This is a genomic window from Undibacter mobilis, from assembly GCF_003367195.1.
GTDB classification, from domain to species: Bacteria; Pseudomonadota; Alphaproteobacteria; order Rhizobiales; family Xanthobacteraceae; genus Pseudolabrys; species Pseudolabrys mobilis.
Genome location: NZ_QRGO01000003.1, coordinates 72096 through 85783, shown reverse-complemented (window position 1 = coordinate 85783; position 13688 = coordinate 72096). Strand labels below are relative to the sequence as shown.

General features: G+C 62.9%; 17 protein-coding genes. 8 read left to right on the top strand and 9 right to left on the bottom strand.

Features of this window, described 5'->3' with window-relative positions; all coding sequences use genetic code 11:
* Positions 1–18: 18 nt before the first annotated feature.
* The gene (locus DXH78_RS17870; RefSeq protein WP_115518621.1) at positions 19–609 is read right to left on the bottom strand and encodes a DUF6498-containing protein; all 591 of its coding nucleotides are present in this window, start codon (positions 607–609) and stop codon (positions 19–21) included.
* 141 nt (positions 610–750) lie between these two features.
* Here DXH78_RS17870 and adhP point away from each other — a divergent pair, with 141 nt between their 5' ends.
* From adhP to DXH78_RS17840, 6 genes are all read left to right on the top strand, one after another.
* Entirely contained in the window at positions 751–1791 is a 1041-nt protein-coding gene (gene adhP, locus DXH78_RS17865) for an alcohol dehydrogenase AdhP (RefSeq protein ID WP_115518620.1), read from the top strand.
* A gap of 117 nt (positions 1792–1908) precedes the next feature.
* Entirely contained in the window at positions 1909–2175 is a 267-nt protein-coding gene (locus tag DXH78_RS17860) for a hypothetical protein (RefSeq protein ID WP_115518619.1), read from the top strand.
* 233 nt (positions 2176–2408) lie between these two features.
* On the top strand, positions 2409–3503 hold the full coding sequence (locus DXH78_RS17855; RefSeq protein ID WP_115518618.1) for a PAS domain-containing protein: 1095 nt from the start codon (positions 2409–2411) through the stop codon (positions 3501–3503).
* Between the two features lie 19 nt (positions 3504–3522).
* The gene (locus tag DXH78_RS20170) at positions 3523–4005 is read left to right on the top strand and encodes a ribbon-helix-helix domain-containing protein (RefSeq protein WP_245416939.1); all 483 of its coding nucleotides are present in this window, start codon (positions 3523–3525) and stop codon (positions 4003–4005) included.
* Positions 4006–4101: 96 nt separating this feature from the next.
* The gene (locus tag DXH78_RS17845) at positions 4102–4377 is read left to right on the top strand and encodes a GNAT family N-acetyltransferase (RefSeq protein ID WP_115518617.1); all 276 of its coding nucleotides are present in this window, start codon (positions 4102–4104) and stop codon (positions 4375–4377) included.
* Positions 4378–4470: 93 nt separating this feature from the next.
* Positions 4471–5487, top strand: coding sequence for a sterol desaturase family protein (locus DXH78_RS17840; protein WP_147292672.1), 1017 nt, complete (start codon positions 4471–4473; stop codon positions 5485–5487).
* 6 nt (positions 5488–5493) lie between these two features.
* On the opposite strand, the gene DXH78_RS17835 is transcribed toward DXH78_RS17840, so the two are convergent.
* The 5 genes from DXH78_RS17835 to DXH78_RS17815 all read right to left on the bottom strand — a co-directional run bounded on the left by DXH78_RS17835 (position 5494) and on the right by DXH78_RS17815 (position 9519).
* Positions 5494–6072 (bottom strand): NAD(P)H-dependent oxidoreductase, encoded by a 579-nt coding sequence (locus DXH78_RS17835; protein WP_115518615.1) that lies wholly within the window; start codon positions 6070–6072, stop codon positions 5494–5496.
* Positions 6073–6154: 82 nt separating this feature from the next.
* Positions 6155–6862, bottom strand: a complete 708-nt coding sequence (locus DXH78_RS17830; protein ID WP_115518614.1) for an alpha/beta fold hydrolase — start codon at positions 6860–6862, stop codon at positions 6155–6157.
* Between the two features lie 15 nt (positions 6863–6877).
* Positions 6878–7738 carry a protein-methionine-sulfoxide reductase heme-binding subunit MsrQ gene (gene msrQ / locus DXH78_RS17825; RefSeq protein ID WP_115518613.1) on the bottom strand — a complete coding sequence of 287 codons (861 nt, stop codon included), beginning with the start codon at positions 7736–7738 and terminating at the stop codon, positions 6878–6880.
* 105 nt (positions 7739–7843) lie between these two features.
* Entirely contained in the window at positions 7844–8299 is a 456-nt protein-coding gene (locus tag DXH78_RS17820) for a MaoC family dehydratase (protein WP_115518612.1), read from the bottom strand.
* A gap of 2 nt (positions 8300–8301) precedes the next feature.
* A complete protein-coding gene (locus DXH78_RS17815; protein WP_245416938.1) occupies positions 8302–9519 on the bottom strand; it encodes an MFS transporter in 1218 nt (405 codons plus the stop codon).
* A 571-nt stretch (positions 9520–10090) separates the two neighbouring features.
* Here DXH78_RS17815 and DXH78_RS17810 point away from each other — a divergent pair.
* Entirely contained in the window at positions 10091–10246 is a 156-nt protein-coding gene (locus DXH78_RS17810; protein ID WP_115518610.1) for a DUF1127 domain-containing protein, read from the top strand.
* Between the two features lie 69 nt (positions 10247–10315).
* Here DXH78_RS17810 and DXH78_RS17805 read toward each other — a convergent pair whose 3' ends face one another.
* Positions 10316–10933: a hypothetical protein gene (locus DXH78_RS17805; protein ID WP_245416937.1), complete on the bottom strand. Its 618-nt coding sequence runs from the start codon at positions 10931–10933 to the stop codon at positions 10316–10318.
* A gap of 77 nt (positions 10934–11010) precedes the next feature.
* Here DXH78_RS17805 and trmFO point away from each other — a divergent pair, with 77 nt between their 5' ends.
* On the top strand, positions 11011–12429 hold the full coding sequence (gene trmFO, locus DXH78_RS17800; RefSeq protein WP_115518923.1) for a methylenetetrahydrofolate--tRNA-(uracil(54)-C(5))-methyltransferase (FADH(2)-oxidizing) TrmFO: 1419 nt from the start codon (positions 11011–11013) through the stop codon (positions 12427–12429).
* Here the strand turns inward: trmFO and DXH78_RS17795 are convergent, their stop codons facing one another.
* The gene (locus tag DXH78_RS17795; protein ID WP_115518608.1) at positions 12430–13281 is read right to left on the bottom strand and encodes a phytoene/squalene synthase family protein; all 852 of its coding nucleotides are present in this window, start codon (positions 13279–13281) and stop codon (positions 12430–12432) included.
* A gap of 5 nt (positions 13282–13286) precedes the next feature.
* Positions 13287–13688: an Mth938-like domain-containing protein gene (locus DXH78_RS17790; RefSeq protein WP_115518607.1), complete on the bottom strand. Its 402-nt coding sequence runs from the start codon at positions 13686–13688 to the stop codon at positions 13287–13289.

The window sequence follows — 13688 nt, the reverse complement described above, 5'->3', positions numbered from 1 at the left end:
TGCCCGTGACGTCGCCCGTCAGCTTTCGGCGGCGTCGCGGTGCTCGATGATGTGCATCGCCTCGTCGGCGATCGTCTTCAGCGCCATGAACAAGGCAATCGCCCAGCCGCCGGTCGCCGCCAGCAGCGCGCCGCCAATTATGAAGGCGTGCATCGGCAGAATGCGGATATAGGGAAACGCCATCATCGTACCGATGTTGGGCGGCACTTTGCGCACGCGGCCGCGGTTGTCGAGATACGAGAACAAATGATTGGCGAAGAAGGCGAGCCCGGACAGGGCCACATCGCCCCAGGCGATGGCGCCGTATTGCACAATGAACATCGCATAGACGAGGTGGAAGAAGCCGTAATGGACGAGGAAGAAGGCCACCATGCCGCGCTTGGTCGCCACCGTGGGCTGCACCGGCACGTCGTTCATCTTCACGCCCTCGGTCGAGAACACCGTGAGGTCGGCCATCTTCTGCGCCTGGAACAGGCCGATGATGATGCTCTGCAGCCAATAGCTGGCAAGAACGGTGGCCAGGCTCCAGTCCTGCGTGACGGCAAGGCCGATGACGCCGAGATTGACGCCGAGCAGCGCCCATGACGATCGCGAAACCAGCGCCTCCATGCGTCCCCCGCCCCGTCCGCGCCGTTGCGCGTCACAGTTCCCTCGCCGCCTCATTGCGCCTGCGTTGATCCAGCGCAAGGCCGCGGCGGCGCGCTTCGTATGTGCTGCGGTCACTGGAATGACCGTCAAAGGAATCGCGTTATGGCCAACATGATGAAAGCCGCTGTGGTGCGCCAGTTCAAGGCGCCGCTCGTCATCGAGGATATGCCGGTGCCCGTGCCTGGGCCCGGCGAAGTGCTGGTCAAGGTCGCCGCCAGCGGCGTCTGTCACACCGATCTTCACGCCGCCAGCGGCGACTGGCCCGTAAAGCCGACGCCGCCTTTCATCCCGGGTCACGAGGCGGTCGGCGCCATTGCCGCTGTCGGCAAAAGCGCCAATGGCAAGGCGCCGTTCGGCCTGCGCGAGGGCGATATCGTCGGCGTGCCGTGGCTGCACGATGCCTGCGGCGGCTGCGAATATTGCACCAGCGGCTGGGAAACCTTGTGCGGCGAGCAGCACAACACCGGCTACAGCGTCAATGGCGGCTTCGCCGAATATGTCATCGCCAGCGCGCCTTACGTCGGGCGCATTCCCAAGGGCGCCGATCTCGTCAACATGGCGCCGATCCTCTGTGCCGGCGTCACCACCTACAAGGGCCTGAAAGAGACCGAGGCCAGGCCCGGCGAATGGGTCGTCATCTCCGGCATTGGCGGGCTCGGCCATGTCGCCGTGCAATATGCCAAGGCCATGGGCCTGCATGTCGCCGCCGTCGATGTCGCCGACGACAAGCTGGCGCTGGCGCGCAAACTCGGGGCGGACGTCACGGCCAATGCGATGACGGAGGACGCGGTCGCCAAGGTGATCAAGGAGACCGGCGGCGGCGCCCATGGCGTGCTGGTCACCGCGGTGTCGAACGCGGCGTTCGGTCAGGCCATCGCCATGGCGCGCAAGCGCGGCACCGTGGCGCTGGTCGGCCTGCCGCCGGGGGACTTCCCGGCGCCGATTTTCGATGTCGTGCTCAAGCGCATCACCGTGCGCGGCTCCATCGTCGGCACCCGCCGGGATCTCGCCGAGGCCATCGCCTTTGCCGCCGAGGGCAAGGTGAAATCGACCACGACGACGCGCAGGCTCGACGACATCAATACGGTGTTCGACGCCATGAAGAAGGGCGCCATTGACGGCCGGGTCGTGCTGACGATGTGAGATTCGTATTCCGTTACCGGGAGAGCCGGTTGCGCGCACGGCGCTTTGTTTCCATCATGGGCGCAATCAACAATGCGTCGCACCGGGTCACCCGGGCGCTCTTCGAGGAAACGAGCCATGAAGACCGGCACGCAGGTGCAGATCGCCCTGCTCTTCTACACGACATTCAACCTCGTGGTGTTCACGGCGGCGATTTACGCCGGCACGCTGTTTCCGCCGCTGGTGCCCTATGCCGGGCTGGTGATCACCGGATTCATGACCGTGGGTCTGATTGGCGGCTTGCCGCTCGCCTGGCTCGTCGGCCGCTCCTGCCCGGCCGACTGGCACAAGGAGCTCCTCGCCCGGCCGTCGCCGCTGGCACACGAGCCTGGCCGCGAGATCTAGTCAAGCCGCCGACCAAGCGTCGAAAACGGCCTGCTACTTTGCGCCATCGCCCGCGGCACCAAGCCGTGCGCCGACATCCCGCTGCACTGCAATACAAATTTTGATGAGAATTCGCCGCCCCAGCGCAATTTAAGTAGTGCGACAGCGCGATCACGCGCAATTTTAACAAAACTGTTTGCCGATACCTGCAATTTCTATAACGTTTTACCGATCTGACGTCGGTGGGACGGACGATGCTGCGCTTGTTTGCCGGTGACAAAGCTGTCGAGGAGACCGTCCGCTTCGCCGAGGAAGTGGCGGGCTACGGGCTATGGCAAATCGACTTGGGCAGCGGGCAAATCGGCTTCTCCTCCAACAGCTATCGCCTGCTCGGCCTGAAGGTGCCCGACGGGCCCCTTGAGACAATCGAGGGTCTCACCTTCAGCGTGTTCGAGAAGGTCACGCATCCGGACGACCTGCCCGTGATGGCCGACATTCAGCACATCCTTGCCGAAGGTCTTCCGTTCGAGCGGACGTTTCGCGTCATTCATCCCAACGGCCGGGTTCGCACCATGGCGATCCATGGCGAGGTCGTGGTCGATGTCACCGGCCGCAAGTCGCGCGCCATCGGCGCGCTGATGGATGTCACCGCCCATGTCGAACATGTCCGGGCCTCCCAGGTCGATTCCGAGCGCGTGCGCACCATCATGTCGGCGATCGACGGCCGGCTGTGGACTGCCCGATCGGACGGCTTCCGAACCGATCTTCTGCTGCGCGGCCGCTCGAGCACCGCCATCGCCAGCAACTGGCTCGGTTTTGGCTGGCTCAGCCGAGTCCACCCCGACGATGCCGAAATCGCCCGCACCGCCTGGGCCACCGCTGCGGAACGCAAAAAAAGCTTTACGCTCGACCTGCGCGTCCGCGGCGAGGACGACAATTATCACTGGCGGCGCCAATATTGCTCGCCGATCATCAATGACGACGGCAGCGTGCGCGAATGGGTCGGCCTGTCGCAGCTCATCAATGGCGACCAGATCGCGGCGGAATCTGCCGCCGGGCTCATCACGGGCGCGCAAATTCGCGCGGCTCGCGGCATCCTGAATTGGTCGGTGCGCGACCTCGCCGACCGCACTGGCCTGTCGACCGGCACGCTGCGCCGGATCGAAGCGCACAATGGCTATAATAAAGGTGCGTCGCCGGCACTGCTTTTGATCAAAGATGCGCTTTCAGCCGCCGGTATCGATTTTTTCGTTCTTCCGACCGGAGAAGCTGGCGTGTATCCGACGCACAAGGGCTCGCGACTGAAAGTCGTCGGCAAACGCGACGACGCCAAGAAAGCTTCCGCCTGATTTCGGACAACCGACGGAATTGGTTCGCCAAGCCTCATCTGCCTACCACTGCGCGGCTATTTATAATCGCCAATGCCGCGAAACGGTAAAAGAGACCGCGCCCGCCGTCAAAATTACGCGTCAGAGTTCCATCGCCCGTCATAATTCTTTCATGGCTGCATTTTTTGGCGGCTGGCTTCATTGCGGCGAAAGCATCATGGTCCGCGCGCTTCCAGGTCGGGAGCAGACGGAGATTCGAGAGATGAATTCGGCGATCACCAAACGGTCGGTGTTGATCAATGGACACAAGACCAGCATCAGCCTGGAAGACATGTTCTGGCACGCGCTGAAAGACATCGCCGCGGTACAGCGCGTTTCGGCGACCGCATTGCTGGTGCAGATCAATCAGACGCGAGGCGCGACCAATTTGTCGTCGGCGGTTCGCCAGTTCGTGATGGCCTACTACATCAATCTCGTGAGCGACCTGCGCAAGTCCCTGACACCCGGCGCACGCGCGGCGTAAAGCGGTCGAACAGCGTGACACCCGTGCCGCTGCCGCTTAAATTGAGCTGAAGGCACCCGCGAGCGCGGTCCGCCGCCGCGCGAGGACACCTTCCGAATGTCGAATCAGGTTCACGACGCCACGGAGCGCCAGCGTTTCGAGCTGGACATCGACGGCCACATCGCTTTTTCGACCTACCGGCGTGATGGCGACGTCATCACCATTCTGCACACCGAAGTGCCGAAGGAACTTGGCGGCCACGGTGTCGGCTCGGCACTGGCCCGCGGCCTGCTCGATCTGATCCGCAGCAACGGCCTCAAGGTGAAACCGCTCTGCCCCTTCGTGAAGGCCTATATCGACAAACATTCCGAATATGCTGATTTGCTGGCCTGACGATTCGGCACACAACGTCACGTCGGCCTAACGTTATTTTTACGTTTCGGTAAGACATTGGGCGCCTGCGGCAGTTTTTGCAGGGAGCCTCTCTTGGACTTTGCAAGCGGCGTACAATTTTTACTTGGCCAGTGCGAGAAATTGCTGTTCTCGCTCGGTTCTCCTTTCTCCCTGACCTCGCTGACGGCCGCGTTTATCGTCGCCATCGTCTTCTTTATGGCGCAGCGTCTCAAACGCGGTCGCCGCCTAAGCTGGCGCACCTTATGGCGCGCGTTGTTCCCCAAGCGCATCGTCACGTCGAAATCGAACGAAGCCGATATCGGCTATGTGATCTTCAACGTCTTCGTCTACGGCGTGGTGTTCGGCTGGGCCGTAATTTCATACCAGTCGATTTCGCACGGCATCGTGGCGAGTGCGACCGCACTGTTTGGCCCGATCGAGCCGACAACGTTGCCCGCGTGGGTGCCACGCACCGTCATTACGGTCATGCTGTTTCTGTCCTACGAGCTCGGCTACTGGTTCAATCACTGGCTCAGCCACAAGGTGCCGCTGCTCTGGGAGTTTCATAAAGTCCATCACAGCGCCGAAGTTCTGACGCCGCTGACCAATTTCCGCGTTCACCCGGTCTACGCCTTGATCTTCGCCAATATCCTTGCCTTCTCGGCGGCGATTGCCAATGGACTGGGCCACGCCATGTTCGGCCAGACAGTGCCGCAATATGCGTTCACTGACACCAATATGATCCTGGTGCTGTTCATTCACACCTACGTGCATCTTCAGCATTCGCACATGTGGATCTCGTTCCAGGGGCTTCTGGGCCGCATCTTCATTTCGCCAGCGCATCATCAGGTGCACCACTCGGCCGACCCGAAGCACTTCAACCGAAACTTCGGTAGCTGTCTGGCGCTCTGGGACTGGATGTTCGGCACGCTGTACATACCGGCCAAGAAGCGCGAAGCCATCACCTTCGGCTTTCCCGGCGATCCGGATGCGCACACGGTCAAGGGCGAGCTGATCAATCCGCTGATCAACGCCGCCGGCCATTTGAAGCCGTGGTGGCCGAAGAAGTCTGAAAATCCGGTGCCAGCAACCAGCCGCGAGCAAGCGTAACCGCTATCAATCGGCCGCGTGGCCCATCGCCTCGACCTCGTACAGCCAGGCGTGACGCTTGTCGTCACCGGCGGCCTCGATCATGCCGAAGATGGTCGAACGCACCGGCTTGATGCCGATGAAGCCGAGGATGTTGCGCTTCATCAGTTTGAGTGCATGCGCGCCATAGTACCAGCGATAGAACCAGCCCGGCATGCCCATGGTCATGATGATGCGGGCCGATTTGCCGGCATAGACCTTCCAGTTGGCGCCACCGCCGCTTTTCTGAAACGCCAGCAGATCGGACTGCAAAATGCGTTCGATAAATCCCTTCATGATGGCCGGCATGTCGCCGCACCAAAGGGGAAATACGAACACCAAATGGTCAGCGGCCTTGAAGGCGTCGCGCGCAGCAACAAGATCCGGCTCCAGCGGCTGCTCGCGGCGATAGCCCTCGCGCAGCACGGCGTCGAACCGCATCTCGCCCAGCACGAACAGGTCGGCCTGATGCCCTCCGCTTTCGGCGCCGCGTTGATAGGCGCGGCCGACCGCCTCGCAATAGCTGTCCTGCAACGGCGTGCCGACAATGATCGCGATCTTCGCCATGGCCTGCTTCTCCCGTTCGGGACAGGCAGCCTAGCCGCGGGCGATCGTCGCGCGTTGATTCAGCGCAAAGCGCCGAGCCAGCTCAGGCGACGATACGGCTCAGAAGGTCGGCAAAGGCCTGCGGCGCCGTGATGTGCGGATTGTGGCTCGCGTCTATTTCGTAAGGCTGCCAGCCCGCTTCCACCTTCGCGCGTTCGTAGAACGGCCGGAAACGGTCCTCCGGGGTATGCCGCGTGCAGTAGATGTAATGGCGCGGCAGCGTCAGGTCGCCGTTCTGAAATTTGAGCTTCTGCTCGAACGTCTTGAGCGGCTGCGGCACGCGGCGCGGTGCGCACCAGACCTGATCCTCCGGCGTAGTGTCGGCCGGCATCGGTCCCGGCGGAATGCGCCAGCTATCGGGCCCGCCAGCCGCTGCCGACTGGCGCTGCTGGCGTGTCGATTCCGGCATGACATCGAAGGCGCTCTCGCCGTTGCGCGGCACGAAGGCGTCGACATAAATCAGCTTGCCGATGCGGTCGCGGGCGCGATCGGCGACGCCGGTCGCAACCATGCCGCCATAGGAATGGCCGATCAGGCAGACGTCGCGAAGATCGTTATAGAACAGGCAGGCCAGCACATCGGCGATGTGCGTTTCGAGATCGATGCCCGGATGGGCAAGATGGCTGCGCTGGCCGAGGCCCGTCAGCGTCGGGATGACGAGATGAATGCCGCGCGGCTCCAGCAGCGGATACATCTTTTTCCAGGCCCAGGCCGAACTCCACGCGCCGTGCGCAACGACACAGAATGGCATGCCTCTTCCCCGTCTCTATTGAACCGCGACCGGCCGCGCGGACCGGCTATTCCATCGGGCGCGCACGAAATCAAGCACGACCACGGCAAGCCCGGCGGCCAGGACCTGCCAGCCGGGCCGGATGCCGGCGTCGAAATCGAACGCCGTGGCCAGCACCCGCATGGGCGACACACCGAACTGAACGGCAATGCCGATCGCCTCGCCGGCGAAAGTCAGCGCCCCTACGATCACGCTGAGCGCCAGCAGGCTCAGGGTCGAGAGTTCGGCCTTGTCCTGCCACCACGCCCAGATCCGATAAGCGAGCAGCCAGCCGAACAGGCCGGCGACGAAGACAGGCACCGTGACGTCGGCCTTGGTTTGCTGGAAGTAGTGGATGAGCGCGAGCAGCGCGATGGCGTAGATCGCCTGATGCAGGCGGCGCCAGCTCCGGCCGCCCATGCGCTTGATCATGCCGTCGGTCGAAGTAATCGCCAACGCCGCAAGACCGGTGAACGCCACCATGCCGATGATGAGATAGACGCGCCGCGTGATCTCCTGAAACACCTTGACCAGATCGAAGCTTTGATCGGCGATGTAGAGCAGGATGTGGGCGAACGCGTAGCAGAAAGTGCCAACGCCGATCATGCGGCGCACGTCAATAAGATTGCCATAACGTGCGACCCGCCGCAGCGGCGTGATGGCCAAAGTCACGCCGAGAAACACCAGGGTCCAGAAGCCTGTGCGGTGAATGACGTCGTTGAGCGGCCGCGCGCCGCCGGCGATAACACCGGCTTCGACAAGCGCCTTGACCACCGGGAACAGCAGCAAGGCGACCGCGACAATGCGCAAGGTGGAAACACGGCCCCGCCGGTCTCGCCAAAGCTCAAAAGACGCCATTCCATGCCCTCGCGTCGCGCCCTCGTGATGTCGCGCGCTGACGATGCCATAACACGGCCCGCCTTCACCAACTTCTAAAGCCTGCGTGAGCTTTGTGTGAGCGGTCTAAACCCGCGGCAGCGGCCGGCCACCCTGCTCTTTCGACGGCACCTTTACCCAGGCTTCGCCGTCCAGCACGACATCATCGCCGACCTTGCAGATGCAGGATAGGCGCGCGCGCGCGCGTTCAGGCATGAGTTCGGCGACCGACACGATGACCTCGACCGTGTCGTCGATCTTCACCGGCGCGCGGAAATTCAGGGTCTGCGAGATATAGATGGCGCCGGGACCGGGCAGACGGGTGCCGAGCACGGCCGAGATCAGGCTCGCGGTGTAAAGGCCATGCGCAATGCGGGTGCCAAACGGCGTCTGGGCCGCAAAATGCTCGGACAAATGAATCGGATTGCGGTCGCCCGAAATCTCCGCGAAACCGACCACGTCGGACGCGCTCACCGTCTTCGACAGTTTCTCCGTCTGACCGACGGACAGGTCTTCGAAATACAGCGTTTGCAGCACCAGCATTGTCACGGTTCCGTTCGCAGTTGAGCCCGGCACATCGTCCACAACAGAGCGATCAGCACCACATTGATCAAAGCGAACGCGGTCAATAGGCCGATGGTCGCATCGACACCAGCGTGTTCGATCATCAGTGCGCCGGCCGAGGGCGCAAGTGCCTGGACGATCAGGCTGGGGAACGCAATCTTTCCCATCAGTCTTGGGAAACGAACCGGCCCGAACAGCGCAAGCGGCAGCGTACCGCGGCCCACCCAGGATATGCCGTACCCGGCACCGTACAGCAGAATGGTAACGACGAGCCACGCGAAATGGCCGAAAAGCAGCGCTAAACTCACAGCCATCAGCACGCAACACGCGACCATGGTCCAGATCGGATGATAGCGCGTGCCGAACAGCCGCTCGATGATGCGCGCGCCCACCTGCGCCGGCCCGAACAAAGTGCCGAGCGTAACGGCGGCGGCTTCGGCCACACCGCGCGACTGCAGAAATATCATGAAGTGGACAATGACGATCGACCCGATGCCGGCGGCGAGCGAAAGAATCGTGGCAACCAGAAGGAAGATCCGTCGCTCGTGCTTGCTCGAGACCGTTGGCGGCTGCGGGGCGACTTCGTCATTCGTTGTCGTTGCGGATGGTACTATTCGCCGATTGCCCGTGACCGCGTATTGCAACGGTAGCGCGACCAGAATGTGCAGGCCGGCGTAGATGAAACAGGCCATGCGCCAGCCGGTGTGCTCGATCAGGAAAGCGCTCAGCGGCCAGCATATCGTGCTGGAAAAGCCGCCGAACAACGTCAGATTGGTAATCGGCCCCCGCGCCTCGCGGCCGTAACGCTGGCCGAGCGCGGCAAAGACGGCATCGTAAAGACCCGTGCCCATGGCCAGACCGATCACCACCCAAGCGATGAGATAGACGGCGACATTCGGCGCCAGACCGACGGCAATGAGGCCCGCCGCATTGAGCAGCGAACTGGCACAAATCACAGGCCGCGCGCCGTGGTGATCGATGAGGTGGCCCACCTGCGGCGAGATCAATCCGGCCACCAGAAGCCCGATCGACGTCCCGGAAACCACCAGGCCCAGCGACCAACCGGTGTCGGCGACGATCGGCGTAGCGAACACGGCGGGAAAATAGAATGAGGTGCCAAAGCCGAGAATCTGCGCGACGCCGAAGGCGGCGACGACCAGACGGCGATCGGGTCCTAGCCCGTCGGTAGCCCTTGTCACTGCGCCAATCCCTGAATGGCGCGCCCCCAGGGCCTTGAGGCGCAGCATCGTTTCAGCAGCAAAGCGCGCGCCCGACCCATGTACCGCCCCCTGCTGAACGCTTAAAATTTACACGCCCGTCGCCCGGCGCGATACCGGCCAATACCCCACGAAACCCTCAAGAAACGGCTCGATTCGTGGGCTTGGCGCCTTCATATGCGCTTAACGCATAGGACAAAATTGTGACACCTGCACCGATCAGCCGGGATTGCGTCGATTCGTCGCCAGTATGATCAAACTGGGGACGATTCTGGGCGATGTCGTGGGTTTCCAGGCTTGGAGGGCTCTTCTCTTCGCGCTTGCACAATAAGTAGGCTGATAAAATGACTGCCTAACCCGCAGCCTTGGCCAAATTTTCTATTTTTTAGTTTTATTACAGATACTTAAGCTATGCAAATTCGCTTAGCTGCATCGCAACATAAGTGCTTTTCATATGAGCAGCGATGAGTATGTTCGTTGCAGATTGATCGGGACGCCCAACATCCCGGTCGAAGCGAAGACTTCAAAAACAGATAGCTGAAAGAGAAATCCCATGTTTGCCGCCCTCGTCCGCTTCATCCAGGAATGGAAGCGCTACAGCCGCAGCGTCCGTGAATTGTCCCGTCTGGACGATCGCGAACTGGCTGATATCGGTCTCAACCGCTCGGAGATCGAACGCGCTGCCTGGGGCGCCGCTCAGGTCCGCTAAGGTCCCAGGAAGCGTTTTAAGTGTCTGAAACGCCCGCAACTTTGCGGGCGTTTTGATTCCGAACCGAGATCAGTCGAGCTCCTTCCAGCGATCGAGCGGCATGACTTCCGGCGCCTGGCCGTAAGACCTGGTCCATGCGTCAACCGACCATTTGACGCCGCTGCCCTTCTCGACCAGCACCGCCGTCGCGTGCGGTGCATTGAAATCAATAATATGGCCCCGCGCCTCCGGTTCGGCGACGACATGATATTTGAGCAGCCCCAGTTCATCGAGCACTAGCAGGAGACTGGTGATGTTACGGCTGGTGTCGATGCAGTCGAACTGGCCTTTGTCGAACATGTAGTCGCGGTTGGCGCGCGCAACGTGGCCTGCCGTGCCGGCCAGTGGCGCAATGCGCTTATCGAACCAGGCGCCTACCGCAGCCACTGCCTTGCGTTCGCTCGCCGCCGACGCCTTGCCTGCCGCCATCAGCCGCCGCAAGGTCGCTTGGTCCGTTAAGGAGAAGCCGAGCTCCACCCGGTACTGACAGCCGAAACCATGACACACGGTCATGAATTGCGCCGTCGGCGCCGAAATCGACAGGTCGGCATAGGCCGCCTGCTCGACCGCCGCACGGTCGGCGTGGGCCGGCGCCGCCAGAACCGGCGCCATCAGGACGGCCAGCAGGGCATTCCGACCCAAACTCATCGCTCGACTCTCGACCATTGCCGGTCCGCCTCTCAGCGCCTAATGATCACGCAATGACCATCAAACACCCGACGACCATGGCGAAATTCGCACCCATCCACATCGTCGGCGGCGGATTGGCCGGTTCCGAAGCGGCCTGGCAACTCGCCCGCGCCGGAGTGCCGGTGATCCTGCACGAAATGCGCCCGCAGCGCGAGACTGCGGCGCATAAAACCGACGGCTATGCGGAACTCGTGTGTTCCAATTCCTTCCGGTCCGATGACGCCGCCGCCAATGCCGTCGGCCTGCTGCACGAGGAAATGCGCCGCCTCGGCTCGCTGATCATGCGCGCGGCCGACGCCAACCAGGTTCCCGCCGGCGGCGCGCTCGCGGTGGACCGCGATGGCTTTTCCGATGCCGTGACCGCAGCGCTCAAGGCCGAGCCGCTGATCACACTGGAGCGCGGCGAAGTCACCGTACCGCCGGCCGACTGGGACAGCGTCATCATCGCCACCGGTCCGCTCACCTCGCCCGATCTTGCCGCCGCTGTGGCGCAGAAGACCGGCGAGACGCAGCTCGCCTTCTTCGATGCCATCGCGCCGATCGTGCATCGTGAATCGATCGACATGGACAAGGCCTGGTTCCAGTCGCGCTACGACAAGGCGGGGCCCGGCGGCTCAGGCGCCGACTACATCAATTGTCCGATGTCGCGCGAGCAATACGACGCCTTCATCGATGCGCTGCTCGCCGGCGACAAGACCTCGTTCAAGGAATGGGAAGCGAACACGCCCTATTTCAACGGCTGTCTGCCCATCGAAGTGATGGCCGAGCGTGGCCGCGAAACCTTGCGCCACGGCCCGATGAAGCCCTTCGGCCTTACCAATCCGCGCTCGCCCGATGTGAAGTCCTACGCGGTCGTGCAACTGCGGCAGGACAACAAGCTCGGCACTCTGTTCAACATGGTCGGCTTCCAGACCAAGCTGAAACACGGCGAGCAGGTGCGCATCTTCCGCACCATTCCGGGCCTCGAGAATGCCGAGTTCGCCCGTCTCGGCGGCCTGCACCGCAACACCTTCCTGAATTCGCCCAAGCTTCTTGATGAGACGCTTCGGCTGAAGGCCAATCCGGCCTGGCGTTTCGCCGGCCAGATCACCGGCTGCGAGGGCTATGTCGAAAGCGCTTCGGTCGGCCTGATGGCGGCGCGCTTTGCTGCCGCCGAGCGCCGTGGCGAAACGCTTCCGCCCCCGCCGCCGACCACGGCGCATGGCGCGCTGCTGGCGCACATCACTGGCGGCCACATCGAAACCATCGATGGCGGCGCCTCGTCCTTCCAGCCGATGAATGTCAATTTCGGCCTGTTCCCGCCGATCACCGAACCGGTCGCCTACGACAAAGACGGCCGCAAATATGGCCGCGGCTCGGCGAAGAATGTCGCGCGCAAGGGCGCGCTCAGCGCCAGGGCGTTGGCCGATCTGGCGCTGTGGATGGACGGCACCAAAGCCGACGCGGCGGAATAATCAGACGGCGAAGATCCGCTGCGGGTCGCGAGAGGCCCGCCAGATCAGCCACTGGCGCCTGAGCCGCGACAGCGGCGTTACATCGAACGGCTCATAGCCGCGCCGGTCCATCGGCTTGAGCGTCGGGCCGATGAGCGCCAGCGGCAGCAGCGCCGGCAATATCGCCAAAGGCACCTGCGCCCCGTCGTTACGAGCGGCGATCATCTGCCGCCGCGCATGGCGGCGCATTTCGGCGAGCGCGTTCTTCAGCGCCTCGCTCGTCTTGCCGGCATAGACTTCGTCGATGTTGACGCCATGCCTGTCGAGCACCTCGATCGGCACGAACATCTGACGTCGCGAGACGTGTTTCGCCAGATGGACCAGACTGTCCGTCACCGTCAGCGCAATGCCGGCGCCGCGGATCACCATCATCGCTTCCGGACCGCCGCCGCCGAGAATATCGATGGCGACATCGAGCAGCGCCGATTGGGTCATCACGCCATAATTGTCGAGATCGTCGAGCGTGCCCATCGGCTCGTCATAGAGATCGAAGCCATGCGCATCGACAATGCCGACGAGACGGTCGGGCTTGATGCTGTGGCGCTTGAGGCCCGCCATCAACGCGGAAGCCACCGGATGGGCCGCTGCCTCGCCGTCGCGCTTCCCCTCCAGCACCTCGCGCCACCATTGCAGCCGGATTTCACCGGGCATCGGCTCGCGCGCCACATCGCGCACGCGGCCGATTTCGATGGCGAAGGCATAGAGGGCGAACAGTGCGGCGCGTCGGTCGGCAGGCGCGAACAAGGTCGCAAGATAGCGATCGCGATCGGCCTCGCGGACCAGTGACGCGCAGTGATCGGCTTGGTTCGCCATGACAGCTACTCGACCGCGATCAGTCCGGCGCCGGCGCGGCGGTTCTCCGCCAGCAGGACATTATAGGTGCGCACGGCCGCGCCTGTGGTCATCACGTCGACCGAAATCGAATGGTCGTGGAACATCTCGCGCAAGGCAGACGGCAGCAGCGCCGGGTCGCGCCCGGCACCGATCAGGAACACGTCGAGCGTCGCGCCGCGAGCGAAGACCTGCGCCAGCGTCTCCGCCGTCACGTCCATGAACGAGGCGACCGGCCAGGCCCACATGCCGTCGGGAAAGCAAATCAGCGACCCGCGATGCGACATGCCGCCAGAATGGCCGCCGAAACGGAAGCCGCCATTGCCGTAGGCGTCGATCGGCGCCGGTGTCGGCAGATGCGGCGCATCCGTGCCGAGCCCGGCCGCCAT